Origin of the sequence: Pseudomonas sp. ABFPK (assembly GCF_001586765.1) — a bacterium.
Taxonomy (GTDB): domain Bacteria; phylum Pseudomonadota; class Gammaproteobacteria; order Pseudomonadales; family Pseudomonadaceae; genus Aquipseudomonas; species Aquipseudomonas asiatica.
The window spans coordinates 130,104-147,370 of the sequence record NZ_LQXW01000004.1; the positions used below are offsets into that span (position 1 = coordinate 130,104).

At 60.9% G+C, this 17,267-nt stretch carries 16 protein-coding genes and 1 pseudogene; 3 read left to right on the top strand and 14 right to left on the bottom strand.

Going from position 1 to position 17,267, the window contains the following annotated elements; all coding sequences use genetic code 11:
- Positions 1-104 precede the first annotated feature (104 nt).
- Together WM94_RS04425 and WM94_RS04430 are read left to right on the top strand one after the other, a co-directional pair.
- Entirely contained in the window at positions 105-1,184 is a 1,080-nt protein-coding gene (locus WM94_RS04425) for a patatin-like phospholipase family protein (protein ID WP_015269721.1), read from the top strand.
- Positions 1,185-1,420: 236 nt separating this feature from the next.
- A complete protein-coding gene (locus tag WM94_RS04430) occupies positions 1,421-2,599 on the top strand; it encodes a tyrosine-type recombinase/integrase (protein WP_061550535.1) in 1,179 nt (392 codons plus the stop codon).
- Between the two features lie 26 nt (positions 2,600-2,625).
- On the opposite strand, the pseudogene WM94_RS04435 reads toward WM94_RS04430, so the two are convergent.
- The 4 genes and pseudogenes from WM94_RS04435 to WM94_RS04450 form a co-directional block, all read right to left on the bottom strand.
- Positions 2,626-2,814, bottom strand: a pseudogene (locus tag WM94_RS04435) (hypothetical protein); the annotation flags it as partial.
- A complete protein-coding gene (locus WM94_RS04440) occupies positions 2,804-3,112 on the bottom strand; it encodes a hypothetical protein (protein WP_061550537.1) in 309 nt (102 codons plus the stop codon). The pseudogene WM94_RS04435 and the gene WM94_RS04440, both read right to left, overlap by 11 nt.
- 66 nt (positions 3,113-3,178) lie before the next feature.
- Positions 3,179-3,715, bottom strand: coding sequence for a DUF2514 family protein (locus WM94_RS04445; RefSeq protein WP_061550538.1), 537 nt, complete (start codon positions 3,713-3,715; stop codon positions 3,179-3,181).
- Complete coding sequence (locus WM94_RS04450) at positions 3,712-4,155, bottom strand: structural protein P5 (protein ID WP_061550539.1); 444 nt, start codon at positions 4,153-4,155, stop codon at positions 3,712-3,714. Before WM94_RS04450 ends, WM94_RS04445 begins: the two co-directional genes overlap by 4 nt.
- Positions 4,156-4,350: 195 nt before the next feature.
- Between WM94_RS04450 and WM94_RS04455 the strand changes: the two genes are divergently transcribed.
- Positions 4,351-5,211: a D-glucuronyl C5-epimerase family protein gene (locus WM94_RS04455; protein ID WP_061550540.1), complete on the top strand. Its 861-nt coding sequence runs from the start codon at positions 4,351-4,353 to the stop codon at positions 5,209-5,211.
- 378 nt (positions 5,212-5,589) lie between these two features.
- Here the strand turns inward: WM94_RS04455 and WM94_RS04465 are convergent, their stop codons facing one another.
- From WM94_RS04465 to WM94_RS04505, 10 genes are all read right to left on the bottom strand, one after another.
- Positions 5,590-7,536 (bottom strand): SGNH/GDSL hydrolase family protein, encoded by a 1,947-nt coding sequence (locus tag WM94_RS04465; protein WP_061550542.1) that lies wholly within the window; start codon positions 7,534-7,536, stop codon positions 5,590-5,592.
- Between the two features lie 60 nt (positions 7,537-7,596).
- Complete coding sequence (locus WM94_RS04470) at positions 7,597-10,647, bottom strand: host specificity factor TipJ family phage tail protein (RefSeq protein ID WP_061550543.1); 3,051 nt, start codon at positions 10,645-10,647, stop codon at positions 7,597-7,599.
- The gene (locus tag WM94_RS04475) at positions 10,616-11,020 is read right to left on the bottom strand and encodes a hypothetical protein (RefSeq protein WP_061550544.1); all 405 of its coding nucleotides are present in this window, start codon (positions 11,018-11,020) and stop codon (positions 10,616-10,618) included. The genes WM94_RS04470 and WM94_RS04475 overlap by 32 nt, the downstream gene beginning before the upstream one ends.
- A 2-nt stretch (positions 11,021-11,022) precedes the next feature.
- Positions 11,023-11,502: a DUF1833 family protein gene (locus WM94_RS04480; protein WP_061550545.1), complete on the bottom strand. Its 480-nt coding sequence runs from the start codon at positions 11,500-11,502 to the stop codon at positions 11,023-11,025.
- Positions 11,499-11,951, bottom strand: a complete 453-nt coding sequence (locus tag WM94_RS04485; RefSeq protein ID WP_061550546.1) for a hypothetical protein — start codon at positions 11,949-11,951, stop codon at positions 11,499-11,501. Before WM94_RS04485 ends, WM94_RS04480 begins: the two co-directional genes overlap by 4 nt.
- A gap of 27 nt (positions 11,952-11,978) precedes the next feature.
- Positions 11,979-12,122, bottom strand: a complete 144-nt coding sequence (locus tag WM94_RS30380; protein WP_177342347.1) for a hypothetical protein — start codon at positions 12,120-12,122, stop codon at positions 11,979-11,981.
- A gap of 9 nt (positions 12,123-12,131) precedes the next feature.
- Complete coding sequence (locus WM94_RS04490; protein ID WP_061550547.1) at positions 12,132-15,161, bottom strand: phage tail length tape measure family protein; 3,030 nt, start codon at positions 15,159-15,161, stop codon at positions 12,132-12,134.
- 14 nt (positions 15,162-15,175) lie between these two features.
- Complete coding sequence (locus WM94_RS04495) at positions 15,176-15,457, bottom strand: hypothetical protein (RefSeq protein WP_256206994.1); 282 nt, start codon at positions 15,455-15,457, stop codon at positions 15,176-15,178.
- A gap of 80 nt (positions 15,458-15,537) precedes the next feature.
- On the bottom strand, positions 15,538-15,981 hold the full coding sequence (locus tag WM94_RS04500; RefSeq protein WP_061550548.1) for a hypothetical protein: 444 nt from the start codon (positions 15,979-15,981) through the stop codon (positions 15,538-15,540).
- 57 nt (positions 15,982-16,038) lie between these two features.
- Positions 16,039-17,208: a phage tail tube protein gene (locus tag WM94_RS04505; RefSeq protein ID WP_061550549.1), complete on the bottom strand. Its 1,170-nt coding sequence runs from the start codon at positions 17,206-17,208 to the stop codon at positions 16,039-16,041.
- Positions 17,209-17,267: the final 59 nt, after the last annotated feature.

The window sequence follows — 17,267 nt, forward strand, 5'->3', positions numbered from 1 at the left end:
CAGCCGGTGCCATACACCACGTTGCATGCTTCGCGGGTGAACCCGCTCCACAGGGTATTCGCATGAAGCCTTATAATGACCGCCTGCTGCCCAAGAGATCCGCCATGAGCGCCATTCACATCAAATACCCCGCCCTCACCTTCAAGGCCGGCCAACGTGCCCTGCGGCAGGTCCGCGAGCGCGGCTTGCAGGCGGCCGATGTCGGTGTGCTACCGGGTGCGGCTGGCGGGCCGAAGCCGCTGGGCATCCAGGGCCTGGACCTGGCGCTGTTCGGTGAGTGGCTGCCGTCGGCGCCACGCCAACGTGCGCTGATCGGCGCCTCGATCGGCGCCTGGCGCTTTGCCAGTGCCTGCCTCGACGACCCGGTCGCAGGCATCCGTCGCCTGGGCGAACTGTACACCGAGCAGGATTTCGCCAAGGGCGTCACCCCGGCCGAAATCAGCCGCAGCTGCCAACACATGCTCGATGACCTGCTGCAAGGCCGCGACAGCCAGCTGCTGGCCAACCCGCACTATCGCCTGAACATCCTGGTGGTGAAGAGCCATGGCCAGCTCGCCCACGACCATCGGGGCCGCCTGGGCCTCGGCCTGGGTTCGGTGATTGCCAGCAACCTGCTCGGCCGCTCGCGCCTGGCACGGCACTTCGAGCGCGTCATCCTGCACGACGGCCGCGCCACGCCGCCGCTCGACGCACTGACCGACTTCCCCTCGCGCTGCCTGCCGCTGGACCTGGCCAACCTGCGCCATGCCCTGCTTGCCTCGGGCTCCATCCCCATGGTCATGGAAGGCGTGAAAGACATCCCTGGTGCAGGTGCAGGCACCTACCGCGACGGCGGCCTGCTCGACTACCACCTCGACCTGCCCTACCGCGGCGACGACCTGGTGCTGTACCCGCACTTCACCGACAAGGTCGTACCCGGCTGGTTCGACAAGGCCCTGCCCTGGCGCAAGGGCGATGCCACCCGCCTGCAGAACGTGCTGCTGATGACGCCCTCGCCGCAGTACCTGGCTGCCCTGCCCTACGGCAAGCTGCCCGACCGCAATGACTTCAAGCGTTTCATGGGCGATGCGCCTGGCCGCAAGCGCTACTGGTACAAGGCCATTGCCGAGAGCCAGCGGCTGGGCGACGAGCTGCTGGAGCTGATTGCCACCGGGCGGTTGCATGAACGCCTGCAAGCCTTGTAGCGGCCATGCTGGTAGACTGCGCGCATTCTTGATTCACATAGAGTTATGACAGCGTGGAAATCTTCAAGGATTCCACAGTGGATTCCCGCCGAAAACCGAGCGATACCATAGACAGCCATGGCGCCCTGAATGCGGCGTCATTGGCGTATCGCCTCGTACCACGCTGTACCTTCCCAATCCCAAAAACGTAGTACATCATCCAGTACATCCAACACACAGCGAGAGGCAATGTACTAGTGGCGCTCACGGACACCGCGGCCAGGCAGGCCAAGCCCCGGGAAAAGGGCTACACCCTTGCGGACTCGCTAGGGCTCACGCTGTACATCGCCGAAACCGGCGTAAAGAGCTGGCATTTCAGGTTCACCTGGCTCGGCAAGCAGGCCAGGATTTCCCTTGGGACGTACCCAGAGATCGGTTTGAAGGAGGCACGTGCGCGAAGGGACGAGGCGCGCGAAGAGGTTGCGCAGGGAATAGACCCACGCGAATCAAGGAGGATGAAGAAGACAGAGCGCCTTGGCGCCCAGGAGAGGACATTCCGCCGCGTCTACGACGAGTGGCTGGAATTCAGGAAGGGAAGCCTGACCGAATCGACGGTCAAGATCATTTCGAATGCGATGGAGCTGGATGTGCTGCCGGCGTTCGGCCTGCGTCAGATCGATTCGATCAAGCGGTCCGATGTGATCACGCTGATTCGCCGCATTGAGCGCCGAGGTTCGGTGACCACGGCCGTAAAGACCAGGCAGTGGATTGGCCAGATTTTTCGGTATGCGATCGCCACCGGAATGATCGAGAACAACCCCACGGCGGAAATGCACACTGTCACCGAGAGGATGGCCCCGCACAAAAACAGGCCGTTCCTCGCCTTCTCGGAAATGCCGACCATCATCAAGGCCATCGAGGAAAGCCAGTCAGGGCTGCAACTGCAGTGGGCCACCAAACTGCTGATCCTCACAGCCTGCCGGCCGGCTGAGGTTCGCAAAGCTGAATGGGCGGAGATCGACCTGGACACAGCGACCTGGTCGATACCGGCCGCCAAGATGAAGATGCGCCGCGACCATGTGGTACCGCTGTCGCGCCAGGCCCTGGAAATCCTACGCTCCATGCTGCCGATCTCCGGCGGGATGAAGTATGTGTTCCCAAACCGGTCTGACGCGGTACGGCCGATCGGCATCAACTACGCGGTAAACCTGCTGGATCGTTGCGGCTATACCGGCCGGCAGTCGCCCCACGGGTTCAGGCACTTATTTTCCACGGAGATGAACAGCCGTGGCTACAACAAGGACTGGATCGAGCGTCAACTTGCCCACGCCGACAGCAGCGCCATCCGTGATGTGTACAACCACGCCACATATATAGAGCAGCGCCGCGACATGATGCAGACCTGGGCCGATATGGTGCTGCCACCAAAGGATTGATTGGTGGTCTATCACTCATTCCCTTGGAGCGCCCATAGCCTTGCCGACTCGACGATCTCCAGCATGTCGACCAGGTCGCCGTCATCGACCTCTCGCCGCCGGCGCGCGGCATAGGCCATCTCATCAAGCACGGCGGCGCGCCCCTCGGGATCGGTAATCAGCGCGAATTGGTCGTTCAGCTCATCAAGCCAGGCCTGCGGCAGGTCAGTTGCCATAATCGCCCACCGCCCGGCACCACCACGACTGGGCATACAGAACGCCATCGATTTCCTCGACACCGTTGATGTTGATCCCGAGCTGGGCCATGCCATTGAGCTTGGCGTCGTGCAGCCGGGGGATGATGTCGGGCCCGGGGGACGGGTTGAACACCCATGCCTGGGTCGAAACCCGGCCCAGCGGCTCACTGTGGTGGTCACCGATGTGGATGTCGGCCCGCATGGGCTGGATCTTCCTGAGCTGATCGGAAGGGATGGCCACGCCATTCACGCGGCGGCGAACGAGGAGGAAGTACATGCTGCACCAATACTGTATATCGATACAGTATCGTATCCACCATAGCGGCTCATGGGCAACTGCCGGTCAGCGGGTCAACTTCATCCTGTCGACCACCGCCTCACAGGCCAGCCCAGCTATTCGGCTTCTCTCAAGCGCTGCTGCGAGGTCTCCCGCCATTCGGTCAGACTCTTCAAGCAATCCCCCGAGCACCACGATGGCAGAGGCTCCTGCCTGGCGCTGCTGGGCAGCGATGGTATCGCAGGTGGCTCGGTGGCCATTCCGCAATCGGGCGATTTCCCCGCGCAGCCCGTCAGCAGCAGACTCAGCGCCAGCGGCACGGCCTTGGGCCAGCTCCAGTTGTTGTCTTGCACTCTCACCCTCCTCGTCCGCCACGGCCTGGCGGCGCTGTTCTTCGGTCCTGGCCTTGGCCGCGGCCCGCCGGTCACGCTCCGCAACCTCCAGGCGGTAGTCGGAGAGGGCCTTGTCGGACTTGGCAGTTTCAGCCCTGGCATCAGCCGCAGCGCCATCGGCAATCACAACCCGATACTGCTGACCGCCGGCCACCAGCACCAGGGCGATCAGCCACCAGCACCAGGCCGGCACCGCGCCGAGCCAAGTCATGCCAGGGCCCTCCGCACGCCTTCGTCGATCACTTGGTCCTTGTACGGGTTGCCACCGTTCTCGTGCACGATGATGCCGAGCACCATGCCGCGCAGCGTGGCCGGGTCCTTGATGTTGATCGGATCAGTGGTGCGCACGCCTAGGCGCTTGGCCACGGCGCCGGCATAGGCCTGGGTGTCGTTCTCGTTGCTCGGCGCCCAGCGGTTGATGGTTTCAAGCACCGTGTCGATGCCCTTCCCGCCCACACCGGGCATGCCGTCCTTGCCCCGGTAGTTGATCAGCAACTTGCCCAGGGCGCGGATACCGTTCTCGGGCGTGTCGAAGATGGCGAAGCGGCCACCAGGTTCCTTGCCGATCTGGCCCTGCCAGTCGTTGCGCGGGTTGAAGTCGATGTTGCCGGGGTTGCGGTTGCGCACGCCCCGGGGTTGGGATTGGGTCATGGGTTTTCTCCAGGCAAAAAAATGCCCGCTACTGGGCGGGCCTTGGGCAGGATTTGATGCAACTACTGCTTGATGATGCGCATTTGATTCTCGTTTAAAATTGGCCTACTTGCCTGATCTGAAATTCAATCACAGTGCATGCAAAGTGCCAGCTCATGTAGAATTCGAGCTTTAGATACCAGCAAAGGAATGGACATGTTTAAGGCAAGAGCCCTTGTGCTAGCTGCACTTTTGGCGTTAGGGGCGTGTGAGAAGCAGGACAATTTCAATACCCTCCCTCCTGGCGAGATGCTAAAGCCCCTTTCATTGCAGGCTCACAGCAACCCTACGTGGGCAGCATCTGCCAATCTGTACGAGCAGGCGCAAAACCCATCACGGTGGTCGCCCTATGTGTGGGCGTCGAACGCTGGGGCGCTCCAGAGCATTGCCAGCGATAAGCCGAGGCTTCAGGCAACCATAAAAGCATTGATGGACGAGATGCATGCAAACTCGATCGTCGATGACGAAGGGAATTATCGTGTCATCTATCGATACCAATACATCTTCGACAAGTATCCGATTTCTGCGCCGTGGTACTCTGCATTCGGAAACGCGGCCATCGCAGTCGGCCTGATGCACATCAGGAATGTGACTGGTGATACATCTAACGATTGGTTGATCAACGACTACCTCGACACGATTGTAAATAATTATTCTTTCAAGACCAAAGAAGGGAATACCTGGTTCGCAGAATATGTGTCTAAAGACCTTCCTGACGGGCATGTTAGCGTAATAAATGGTCACTTCTTCGTTGTAGCGACAATGTACGAATGGAAAGGCATCAGCAAAACAAACAAGTATGACAAGCCTATATCACAAGGGCTTGACACTATGCGTGACGAGCTTCCCAAGTTTATTCAGAACGGGTATTTCTCATACGCTGATGGCTTCCCACACATAAAAGACTACGGGCAACAGCGCGCAGTCAACTTTGCTGTTGCGGCATGCGAACTACGCGATGAGATTTGCCCCATTGCTGTTCGCTACCAGAAACTTTTCAGCTCCTGGAAAAAATGACCAATAGCCATCGAGCAAGCCATACCGTTCAGATACGAAGGGGATCTGATTTTCCCGCGAGTGGAGCGGTGGTGATGCAAATCGTAGACGGTCAATATGTAACAAAAAAACCGCTATAAGCGGTTTTTTTGTATCTGTCAATCTGCTTTACCAGATGGCAGAGCACGGGACCTGCGACTCAACGCACGTCGCGAACTCTTGAGACGACGCAAAACGAGCCTCTGGCTCTCCCGCCAAAAGCGCCACCACTACCACCACCGCGGTTGCCGCGTAGATGAATGGCACTGCGAATGCTTTGATTCCTTTCATGATCGATACTCGCCAGGAGAAAGCCTGCAATCCTGCCACCATATCGCCGCAATTTCAATCATGATCAGCTCAGGCGGACTCCAGCGCGTTTATGATGTTCCTTGCTATCAGTGAGTGTCCGAGTATGTTTGGATGAAGCCCATCACTGGCTACGATTGACGGGTCGAGAGCCGACATTGCAGCGTAGTTATCGATCATGTCCAGCCCACGCTCCTTTGCAACCCTGGTAATCACCCCGCGAACATCCTGCATGTTGAACGAGTAGACGGTAGGGTCCTCGTTGACCGCTGGGTTTGCGCACATCAGAATCTTGGTTGTTGCGGCTGGCGCCGTATCCAGGAATTCTTTCAGGTCATAAACAAACTGATTCATCCCCCCAGGCGCATTGCTCTGGAATATCCGATCGTTGGTACCGAGCTGGCAGATCGCATAGTCACAAGTGCTACCGTACTGATCCGTGAACGCGCCCATGTTGAAGTTGATATACCAGCGCGTAGCCACGCCGATGATCCCCTGATTGATCAGGTTGATGACCTTGTTAAATTTGATGCTCTGCAGATAAATCTCTCGCAGACCTGTCTCGCCGTTCCTGCGCGTTTTGATCTCGATGTCCGCATTTACTACTTTTGCGAAGGTGTGGGTGCGGTAGTTGTTACGCGTGTTGTTTACAAACCCATCGACTCCGGCGTGAGTGCTGAATACACCTTGCGAAACGCCGTTGATCAGGAGTTCATAGTAGCTTGCTGTAGATTCTTGACAGGTGAACCCAAGAACGAACGAGAACCCAGTGAACTTGAACTTGATAGAGTGCGATGACTCAACCCCTGCGTTTCCGTTGCCGAGGATCATTACTGCACGCGTACCCTCGATGCTCGTCGAGTACTGCTCGGTTATCGACATGCTGCCACCAGCTGCCTGCGTTACGGTGAAATCTCCACGGCGGGGAAAAACAAATCGATTATAGGAGAACTGGGCAATGGCCTGCCCGCTCGGGGACCCAGCCCAATTGCTGTTTACCTGCACGGCGCCGAAGGCATATCGCTCGCCGATGTACTTTTTTAGGATGTTGACCCAGCTGTACGACCCTGCATCATCTCGCGCGGCAGTGAGCAGCGCAGTATTCGGCGAAGACGTCGACTCCTCACCGGTACCAACCCCCCAGGTAATCGAATCCCCGATGAATGCAACGCTGGTAATCTGCTCCAGCGGGTTGGAAAGCGAGACCTTTAGCTTAGACAGCTGCCCGCCGAACCGGTGAACGAACGGGGGCTGATACGAAAACGCAGATATGTTCGACGAATTACGGGTGAATCCAGCAATTTTGAATCTGCCGTTGATGTATGCGTTCTTTTTCGGCGCAGAATTGACCAGGTGGGTCCTTCCAGAAAGATCAACGACTCGCCCGGTGACAACAGCCTCGAATGCTGTAAAAGCAGCCGAGTCGTTTGCTACGCCATCACCGACTGCAGAATACGGCTGGTCCCTAGGGCTAGGATTGTCTCTTAGCTTTGCTTCTACTGTCCGACCGGCGAACTCCACCATCTCCGCACCGGATCCGGTGTTGCCCGAGGCCAACTCTTGGCGCAAGGCAGCATCCCCAACGGGAATGAACTTGGAAGATTCCGAGGCCCAGGTACCGGTGGTCGTGTACGGCAATGCCGTGCTTGGGCTGGCACGGTAGAATTGCCCATCTTTCTGGAAAATCTGGTTATATTCACTAACCACCAGTCCCGATGCGTACTCGCCGATGAACTGGTAGGCAGAAGACACGAGAAAGTCATTGAACCGATCTTCCTTGTCTTGTTGAGAGGCATCGAACTCTGCCGCTCGCTCGGCCTGGGCGCTGTCGAACTCACTCTCCATTCCAGAAATCGACTTACGGAGTTGACCGAGTCGATCTGGATAAGCTGGCTCGTCACCGTTGGCAAAGAGGTCAATATTGGCAGAGTTGTCGTGGAGGTCGAACGGACTGCTCGACCCATCGGTTCCAACCGGGTTGCCAGTGTTGTATCGCATAGATTCTCCGGGCATAAAAAAGCCCGCTCGGTGGCGGGCATGCTCGATTAAGGGTTCCGGTCAGGCCGGCTGGAATTGGTCGTCGTAGGTGTAAACGCGGGCGTCGTAGGGCATGCCCTTCATGGCGACGTTGCCGTTGGCTGGGTCGGAACTGGTGATCAGGGTTGGGTATGCCCAGCGCGAGGCCGGGCCGAACAGGATGTGTGGCGGCTCCAGTGGGCCGTCGACCTCCGGCGTGAAGTCGAGGGCATCGACACGCACCGTGTACGGATCCACCCGCACGGCGGTCCATGGGCCTGAAAGCGTGCCGCCCAACCTGCGCAACCCGATCAGGTGCTCGCCACCGGCGCTGAAATCCAATGGCTCTGACGAGATCAGCAGCGTGCCCGCCCCCGTCACCTCGAACGCCAGCAGAATCGCGCTCTGGCACCCCCTCGGCCTGTCGTCGGCAACCGCGGCGAAGCTCAGATAGCCGCTGTTGCTTCCGTCCATCTCCGTTTCCCAGGTGTAAACGTCGGTCCGGAACTTCTGGTGGCCGCGCCGGCGCATGCCGATGCGCCAGGCCCTGGTCCTGTCGCTAATGCCGGGCATCTTGATCTTCTCGACCTTGTTGCCCAGGTCTCCAGGCCAGCGGCACTCGACCGTTTCCCACGCCCAGGTGGTGCGGGAGAAGAACTCTACATCCACGCCGTCGAAGTCGTTGATCGATGGCATGGCGCCGCTGATCTTCAACATCTTGGTCATGTTCTGTGGTGAGTAGGTCTGCGTCTTCGGACCGTAGGTGACATCGAACGCTGCCCGGGCGCTGTCCCGTACCGGACGTAGCAGGCCCCGGAACGTCACCAGTTCGCCGAACCCGCACGCCAGGGCGTTGTTCACCATGTCCTTCACAGTGATCGTCGCGTCCAGCGTCTCGTCGTAGGTATCGCCCCGGGCCACGCAGATCTCGTGGAAAGCCTGCCACTCAGGCAGGTCCAGGTCATCGTCAGTGTATCCGCGCTGCTTCAGCTGGTGGATGCAGTACGGAACGATGTCACGTGTTGGCCCGGTACCGCCCTCCATCAGCGGCAGAATACGGGTAGCCTCGACGCTTACCTGGCTCTCCGATTGCGCTGACAACCGGTCGCCGCCGCGGATGCTGCAGGTGATGACCGTCATCGGATAGCTCGTTGGCGAGTTCTGCATCTTCCCGCGCAGGTCCGTCCAGGTTGCGTCGTCCCGGGCCTCGTCGTTGATTCGCCCCGGGCGGTCCTTGTACAGCTTGCGGACCCTGGCCTCTGCCCGCATTGGGTATGGCAGTATCACCCGGTCGGTGAAGCCCTGGGCATCCAGCGAGCCACCCGTCTTCATCAGCTCAATGACGGTCCAGGCGCCAGCCACATCCATGTCCCTATACTCGAAGGCGTAGTAGGTCGGGATCTCGTAGATCTGCCCTTCCCGTCCGATGCCGCACAGGCCATTGGCGTAGGTGACCGACCACTCGATCATGGTGACCTTCTCGCTCTCCGGACAGCAGGCGAACGGGCCGCGGTAGCCGCCCTGCAGGTTCGATGCGTCCAGGGTGATCAGTCCGTTGACCGTCTGCATGGCGTTGAAGCCTGGCCAGTCGGTGTCGGTAGAGCCGGATGCAGTCAGGCGCTCCACCTCGAGCAGGCTCGTACTGAAGGCCGTGATCCGGTACCGCAGGCCGCGCGGGCCGATGGTTGCCAGGCCCTGACCCAGTGCCAGGCCGACCACCGGCGAGCCGCCGTCATAGTCCAGGGTCATCTCGGCCGGCTGCTCGGGGATAGCGCTGGTGGTGGCGGTGCCGGTGACACCTACCGGCGACGCCCCCAGGATGGTGGAGGCACCGGTAGCGGTGATGGCCTGGCCGGCGAACGGCGTCAGCTCGACGATACGCAGCACACTGCCGCTCACTTGCGCCTGGAACGGCTTGCCGCTGAACTGCGTATTGAGCGCCGATACCAGGCCGGACAGGTTGGTGGTCGCAGTGTTCAGCGTGATCGGGTAGCTGGTCGCGCCACGGAAAAGGGTGAAGCTCAGCGGGGTGACGTTGAAGTCGTACCGGGTTGGCGCCGCCGACCCGGTGAGCGTCGAAGCCGTGCCAGGGTTGGCCGGCACGGCTGGGCTGTATGGCGTGTAGCTGTGCACGACGTACAGGCCAGCATTCGCCCCGGCAACCTCGATGAGCATGCCAGGGGTCGGGTTCAGCATCTCCAGCGGCCCGCGCACGATGTCGCGCCCGGCCCCGCCGTCAATGACGGTGTAGGTGTACGGGGCGAGCACGCGGATGATGATCCCGTTCGACCAGTCGGCCGGGAACTGGCCGGAGCCTGCAGGCACGCTGATCGTGTCGCCATCAAACTGGTACGCCGAAGCGGTGGCCGACCTGGTCAGTTCGGTAGCCATGGTCAGTTCAAGGCCGGCCGAACCGCTGGAACTGGCTCCAACCTCTGGAGCGTTAAACCAGTTGATGTGGGCCGGATCGCCGGACAGGTCGGCGCCAGGCGGGTAGATGGTGAACGTAGCATCCGCGCCCAGCGAGATCAGCGGGGTCTCCCCCACCTTGACCTTGGCCAGCGGCACGTCGTACTCGCCTTCGCCGATGTACAGCAGCATCTCCACGCGCTGGTCCCGCGGCGCCAGGAATGCCCGGCGCGGCTGGGCCAGGTACGACGGATAGACCCGCTGGTGGCCGGCAATCTGCCGAACAGGGTCACCGAGTTTGACCTTGTTGCCCTTGGCGCTGGCGTCCATCAGGGGGTCGCCCTGCTGCGTACCTGCACTGGACGGCATGCCCGGCATCTTGGGCATGATCGCCTTCAGCACCGCCTTGGCGCCCTTGAACAGCGCGAACGTGATGGAAAACGGGTCAGTGCCCTTTGGCTCTCGGTAGATCTGGAGCAGATCGGACGGCTTGAACTTCACCTTGTGCCACAGGTGCTGCTCGATCACCTCATCATTGAGGACAACGCTGATTGGTGGGCTCTCCCGGCGCTCATACGATGGAGCCTGGCTTTTCAACCACGACTCGATGGACATGCGGCGGTCTGTATTCCAGGTGCCGAGCGGCGCAGTATCACTCAGCTTGTTCGGGTAGAACTCGATCACGGTAATACACCACCCTTGGATGCGCGGCTTCGAACTCGCCAGTTGTCCGGAGGCAGGCGCCGCCGGGGTTTGTATCCAGCACCTTCAGGCGCCCTTCGCTTTCCACCACCACGCCGACATGCAGGCACAGCGCGCCGCGGAACACGGCGGCAATGGCCCCCGGCTCCGGGGGGCACTCCTCCATGCCTTGGCGAAGGTCGTGATAAGCGGCGGTATTGGCCCTGAGCTTGTCCTTGCCCACGGCGCCCAGGCTGGGCAGCAACGGCAGGCCAAAAACCTCGTGGCGCACGGCGATACACAGCCCCCAGCAATCGAAGGCAAAAGGCCCCCGCGCACCCTCGCGATACGGGGCGCGTTTGAATTTTTCGATCATGGTCAGATGTACTTCAGGCCGGGTGCCAGGGATGCTGTCAGGATGGTGCGGAGGCCGTTGGTGTTGAGCAGGTCGAAGAAGCCGGCGGTGAGCTTCGCCACGTTGTCCTCATACTCCCGGCTGAGCAGCGTCATGCGGTACCGCTCTTGCGGGAACGACAGGTCTTCGGCCAGGTAGCGGCGGAAGGTGATGATGAAGCGGTCGCCGGCCGCCTTGGCCTCCTCTACGACTTCCTGCACCTCGCCGGTCACGTTGTCCAGGCCGAGCACCAGGTTCTGGAACGCGCTGTTGTCATTCTTGGGAAGGGCAAGGTCCATGGCCATCGCGATGAAGGTCAGCGTGCGGCCGTCCTCGGTGGTGCACACCCGGTCTTCCCAGCCCGAGCAGTACAGGTGGGAGACGGCGCCTCCCTCCTTCCTGGCTTCAATGGTGTCGACCAGCTCGCCCCTGCCCGAGGCGTAACACTCCTCGATAAGGCTCATGCTTCAGGCCACTCCCTGTTCGCCGAAACGTCGATGACGTTCTTGTTGAACCAGTACTCTGGGAACTGCTCCCAGCCTTCGGGAATCAGCGGACGCTGCTTCAATTCGGCGTTGATGGAGTACCGCCAGCGCTTCACCTGGGTCAGTTCAACTTTCCCGTAGATGCCGATGAAGTGGACCTGGTAGGTGGTGAAGCCGGCCGGCAGCTGGAGCGGCATTTCGAACCACTCCAGCCCATCATTCAGCGTTCGCGAATACCACGCCTCGAAGAATGCCGCCTCATCCTCTTCAAACACGAAGTTGAACGTCAGTTCAGACGGAACATAGCTGCGCACCTTCCGGTACCGGCGGCGGCCGGTGACCATCGGCGTAGCGCGCATTGGGTCAACTGTCGTGTAGCCATAGCCATCCTGCAGCGGAAGTGGCAATTCTGCCGGGTATTGAATCATTGCCATTCCTCAGCTGAGGTTTGCGTTTTAGGTGAGCGGGCTGAGGCCCAGCGCTTCCTCGATGCGGGCGAGCCGCCTTTGCAGCAGGAGTTCTTTCTCATCAGCCGGGACAACGGGCTCGGGCACGGCTGCGCCCGCCCCGCTGTCGGCCTCGTCAGTTTCGGTAATCATGGGATCTACCTACGTTGGGTTGCGCGAAAGCCCGTAGGCCGCTTCGATGGCCTGGGCCCGCTCGCCCCCACCCCAGATGTCAGCCACGAAGGCGTCGATCTGCAGTTGGCCGTCGTCACCGGTGCGCTGATCAACAGTGCCGGCACGGGACCGGTCTTCGATCAGGTTCACGGTGACGCTTGGCTGGGCTGCCTGCTGCTGGATCTGGCCGTTTGCCTGCACCTTGTTGAGCGAGATGTTTTCGCCGGCGAAGGAGACCCTCTCGTTCGAGTTGATCGCCTCCAGCAGCTCGCGATTGCGCGCGGTTGCCTTGGCGTTCACTACGAACTCGCCGTTACTCAGACGCGCCGGGATGCTGTCGGAGGTGCCTGAGCCTGGACCTGAGACATAGCCACCCGTGGCGAAGCCCTTGATGAGCGCGAACGCAGCCAGGAGCGCGGTACCACCAACGACAGCTGCAGCACCGAAGGAGCCGATGGAGGCAACGAGTGCCGCTGGCAACCAGGCGCTAGCAGTTGTGGCCGCCGCCGCCGTCTGAGCAGTGGTAGTTGCGGTTGTCGCGGCAATGCTGGATGCAGTGGCCACGCCATCCGCAGCGACCTTGGCAGTGGCCACTGCCGCAGCACCTGATGTCTCTGCGGCTGTTACGGCGCCAACCTGGGCGATCTGCTGCGCGGCGACTGCCGCCGAGGTCTGCCCGAATGCCACCTGCATAGCTTGATTGACCGCCCATTGCGCAGCCATCTGCCCGAGCGAGTTGACCACGCTGCCGACCAGGCTGCGAGTAACATTCGTGACGGATTCGCCGAAAGTTTGACCTTCCAGCGTCATGGCCTGGAACGCGCCGCCGACACTGGACTGGATGCTGCTGAAGGCACCGCTGAAAAGGGCCTGGCTCTGTCCGGCGACGTTAGCCGCGGTTGTCTGGAAGTTGGCCAGCGCCGCGTTCCAGCCGTTGATAGGGCTGGAGATGGCCGCATCGTACTGAGCGAACCCAGACTGCAGCGCCTCCAGCCGCTTGGGCAGATACTCCTGCTCGAGGTCGATCTGGGCCTGCAGTTCCTGCCGCTGCTTCTCCGTCGTGGCGTTGGCCAGTTCGGTGCGCAGCTGCAGAATTCGGTCGTTGGCCTGCTGCTCAAGCTGCACGCGCTGCTGCATGCGCTGGGCTTGCTGATCACCCATGCCCACGCCGGCGGCCGCAATGCTGTACTCTCTGCGCTGCGTGGACAGCTGCTTCTCCAGTTGGGCGCGGTATTGCTCGGCCTGGGTCAGCCCCTGCGCGCCCTTGATGGCTGCTGCGTAGTTCAGCGAGGCCTGGGCCAGCGCCTTACCGTACTCGTCTTGGCTGATCTTGCCCTTGTCCAGAGCCAGCTGGAGTTGGGTTTGCTCCTTGGTGAGAGTGCGTGCAGCCTGGGCTGCAGGGTCGTATTGGTTGTACAGTCGGGAGAAAGTGGTCTCCGCCTCCGATACACCCTTGTTGACTCCCTTCGGCGCGTTCTTCTTCGCTTCGCGAGCTTTGATGTCCGCGATTTCCTGCTCGATGTTCTTGCGGGACTTCGCGTACTTCTCTTCCTCAGCAGCACTAAAGCCGCCAGCGGCAATGGCATCCTTGCGCGCCTTGTCCAGGTCCGTCAGCTCCTTTTGAAGCTTCTGGGTCTGGGTCAAAGACGACTTGTAGGTCGAGTTGATCAGGTCGATGCCTTTCTTGCCGGCATCCTGTGTGGCCTTGTTGCTGGCATCCTGCGCAGCCTTGGCGGCATTGTTTGCCAGGGCCGTTTGCAGCTGCTTGAGTCTTGTTTCGAGCCCGCGCAGGGTCTGGTCGTCATCGCCCGCGAAGAACCCGATGATGCCCCCTTTGCGCTGGGCGATCAGTTTCTCGGTGTTGGCGATTTGGTCCTCGATCGTCTGATCGCGGCCAACGTCGAGCATCGCATCCCAGGCCTTCTTGGCCGCCCCGGTGATGGACTGCCACGCGGACTCCAGCGTGCCCAGGTTGCGCTCGATCTCCCCTGCCCGGCTGTTAATGGCCTCGGCGTACAGGCCGGCCGCCATAGCCGCAGCATCCATCGTCTTGCCCTGCTCCTGCAGGGACTGGATGTTGGCGTACTGTGACGCCGTGAGGATATTCAGCTCGCCGTCGAGCTTTTTGATGGCCTCGACAGGGTTCTTGCCGATCTCGTTGAAGGTCTGGACGACCTCTGTGATATCCCGGCCGGTCTGCTTCGACCAGGCCAGCGAGGCCTGGGTGATCTCCACATACATGGTGCGCAGCGGATTGCCGGCGGCGGCCAGTTGGGTCAGGACGCCAGCAGCCGCACCAACGGTACCGCTCGATGCCGCCACCTGGTTGGCCATATCAGCGAGCTGATTGGCTGAGAGCCCAGCAGCGTTGCCGTTCTCGATCAGCGCATTAGCGAAGCGCTCGGTCTCTTCAGAACCCTGGTAGTAGGCCACCGCCAGCACGCCAGCGGCGGCTGCCGCGGCGGTGAACGGGTTGACCAGGCCAGCGACGTAGCCACCTAAGGCCCTGGCCGCCGGACCTACGCCACCGAACATATCTTTCAGCTGGCCGCCCTGCTGAAGCAGCACCTGCAGAGGTGGCTGCCCGGCCTGTAGGCTGACTACGATGTCGGTAAACTGCGCTGGGATGCCTCGCAGGGACGCCTGGTAGGCTTTGGCCGACATCCCTGCCTTGTTCATACTCGTGGCGGATTCGCCAAGGGCATCGCGCATGGTGTTGATGCGATGGCTGTATTCGTCGAAGGTATCGCTATCGAGGAAATTGTTCCCTTTGAACTTGGCCAGCTTCTCCTGCATATCATCCAATCGGCCAAGTGCTGCCACCGTCGGATTGATCTGGCCTAGCAGTTGAGATAGCTCTCTTCTCTGCTCATCAAGACTCGAGGACAGGCCCTCAGTGCTGGTAGTGGCGCCCTCGCCTGCTCGCTCAACATCCTTCAGGGATTCTGCCAGGTCATCGGCGTTTCGCTTTGCTCCGCGCGAGTCGATCGTTACCGCAAGGCGTGATTCCTGCGCCATGTGATCCTCCGGCGTCAACGCCTATTGGGTTTGTTTTTGGCCTCAGCTGCGGCCTGGGCTTTCTCGTTCTGCTCCTCCCAGTGCTTGCGGAACTGGTCATCGAGGGCAAATACGGCTGCGTCGAACTCTTCGCGGCATATCGCAGATGGGTAGCGGTCGAGGTATTCGGCGATGGCCGAAGGCGGAATTGGCGCCGGCGCGCCAACCATGCCGACGTACTGCCGTGACCTGCTGATGTAGGCGTAGGCCTCAAGGATCTCGGCAGTTACGCCGTCAATCTCGGGCGCATCGGGCACTCCAGAACCCAACCGCTCATGCTTCCAGCGCTTCTTCTCGTTGGCTTCTCCAGCCCAATCGCGCCCCCATAGGTATGCCGCTACTGCTTTTCCGCAGTGGCTGCGGCCTTCTCCTCGACGCGACGGGCGATATCGGTAGCGGTGCGCAGGGCCAGGAAGTAAACGCTTGGCATCTGGTTGATCAGCGCGATGCACAGTTCAGCGCTGTAGGTGGCCGGCTCGCCTGGCTTTTCTTCGACATCGACGCCCTTCCAGTCCTTGATCAGGTGCTTGGCTGCCAGTTCGACGAACAGATCATCGTCGGTCTCAAGCTCAACGTCAGGGATATCCGAAAGGCTGAACTCGGCGGTGCCGACTCGAACCTGCTGGTTGATTGCGGCCAAGTGCCGGTTGATCAGCGCCTGGTGCGACTTGTAGAGCGGGTTGGCGATCGAGCCGACCAGAATCTGGGCGCCCGGGGCGAACTCAACCCAGCGCTCGCCGCTGATGTCCAACTCAGGCTTCTTTGCAATGGTGATGCCCATGGTATTCCTCTGCGGTAAAAGGCCCGACGCGCACCGCAGGGCGCGCCGGGCAAAGGGTTAAGCGGTGACGGTGACAGCGCAGGTGTCGGTCTTGGTGCCGTCTGCGGCGCTGGTCGCGGTGATGGTGGCGGTACCAGCAGCCAGGCCGGTTACCAGGCCGGTGGCGGTTACACTGGCGATCGATGGTGCCGACGAGGTCCAGGTGACCAGCTGGCTGGCACCTACCGGAGTTACCACGGCTTCGAGGTCTGCGGTTTCGTCCACCGCCAGGCTCAGGGTAGCCGGGGTTACTTCCACCGCAGCAACGACAACTGGAGCCGGCAGGCGGGTGATGGTCGGCGGCACGCGGCGGGCGGTGTAGTTCAGTTCCACCTGGACAATGTCGGTGGCTCCGCCGTCCGGCCAGGAGCCGCTGATTTCCATCTCCGGGATTAGGATGTCGTAGGCGCCGTCGGCATTGCCCAGAGTGAATTCGAAGCTGATCGCATCGCCGGTCTGCTGCTTCTTCCACAGCTCGTAGGCCGTCTTCGACCAGCTCAGCGTGATGCTGCCCGACGGCGTGAAGGTGGTCGGGATGATATTGCCGGCAAAGGGGTTTCCGTTGCCGATACAGCGCTGGGTCTGGACGGCATTGTCGAACTGCAGGTTGAAGGTGTCGACGCAAACGTTGTTGTCGCCGACCTGGACCCCGTTGAGCTTGAGGCCGGAGACGTCCTTGAAGCCATAGCGGCGCTGGAATGCTTCGGCCACCGGCGTGAGGATGAAGTTGGTGTTGTCGCCCTTGTCCTGCCAGCCGGTCGCAGCAAAGCTGGTGGTCACCTCGATCTCGCCGTCATTCGGCACTTGGATGTTCATTGTGGCGACCTGGGCGCCGGTGGCCTTGCCGGCGATGCCGACGTCCGCGGCATAGTAGCCCAGGCTAAAGCTGATCCGGTCGTTACCCATGGTCAGGACGTTGTTGTCCCAGTCCTTACCGAAGCAGGAGGCCATGAACTCGTCCAGCGCGCCGAAGCGCATCTTGGTACCGATATCGCCGGCCACATCCACGGTCGTCTGGGAGGTGCCCTGCGACATGCGGTCTTCGCCGATCTCGTTGTTCTCGGCGGTGTTGTAGGTGGGCCCGACCCCGAAGCTGGTCCGCGTCAGCACGCTCCATGGGCCCGGCGGTGTCACGCCAGGCGTGACCTCTCGGATATACGCTGTTGCAACCTTGGCACCACTCGACATGGCGTGTTTCTCCTATCAATAGGCGTAAAAAAACCGCCATGTGGCGGTGCAAGTAGGGG

Bases quoted from the DNA above. Each gene is read 5' to 3' on its own strand.
- WM94_RS04445 (WP_061550538.1), bottom strand. From the start codon at position 3,715: ATGACTTGGCTCGGCGCGGTGCCGGCCTGGTGCTGGTGGCTGATCGCC.
- WM94_RS04475 (WP_061550544.1), bottom strand. From the start codon at position 11,020: ATGATCGAAAAATTCAAACGCGCCCCGTATCGCGAGGGTGCGCGGGGG.
- WM94_RS30380 (WP_177342347.1), bottom strand. From the start codon at position 12,122: ATGATTACCGAAACTGACGAGGCCGACAGCGGGGCGGGCGCAGCCGTG.
- WM94_RS04490 (WP_061550547.1), bottom strand. From the start codon at position 15,161: ATGGCGCAGGAATCACGCCTTGCGGTAACGATCGACTCGCGCGGAGCA.
- WM94_RS04500 (WP_061550548.1), bottom strand. From the start codon at position 15,981: ATGGGCATCACCATTGCAAAGAAGCCTGAGTTGGACATCAGCGGCGAG.
- WM94_RS04450 (WP_061550539.1), bottom strand. From the start codon at position 4,155: ATGACCCAATCCCAACCCCGGGGCGTGCGCAACCGCAACCCCGGCAAC.
- WM94_RS04455 (WP_061550540.1), top strand. From the start codon at position 4,351: ATGTTTAAGGCAAGAGCCCTTGTGCTAGCTGCACTTTTGGCGTTAGGG.
- WM94_RS04505 (WP_061550549.1), bottom strand. From the start codon at position 17,208: ATGTCGAGTGGTGCCAAGGTTGCAACAGCGTATATCCGAGAGGTCACG.
- WM94_RS04425 (WP_015269721.1), top strand. From the start codon at position 105: ATGAGCGCCATTCACATCAAATACCCCGCCCTCACCTTCAAGGCCGGC.
- WM94_RS04465 (WP_061550542.1), bottom strand. From the start codon at position 7,536: ATGCGATACAACACTGGCAACCCGGTTGGAACCGATGGGTCGAGCAGT.
- WM94_RS04480 (WP_061550545.1), bottom strand. From the start codon at position 11,502: ATGAGCCTTATCGAGGAGTGTTACGCCTCGGGCAGGGGCGAGCTGGTC.
- WM94_RS04440 (WP_061550537.1), bottom strand. From the start codon at position 3,112: ATGTACTTCCTCCTCGTTCGCCGCCGCGTGAATGGCGTGGCCATCCCT.
- WM94_RS04485 (WP_061550546.1), bottom strand. From the start codon at position 11,951: ATGATTCAATACCCGGCAGAATTGCCACTTCCGCTGCAGGATGGCTAT.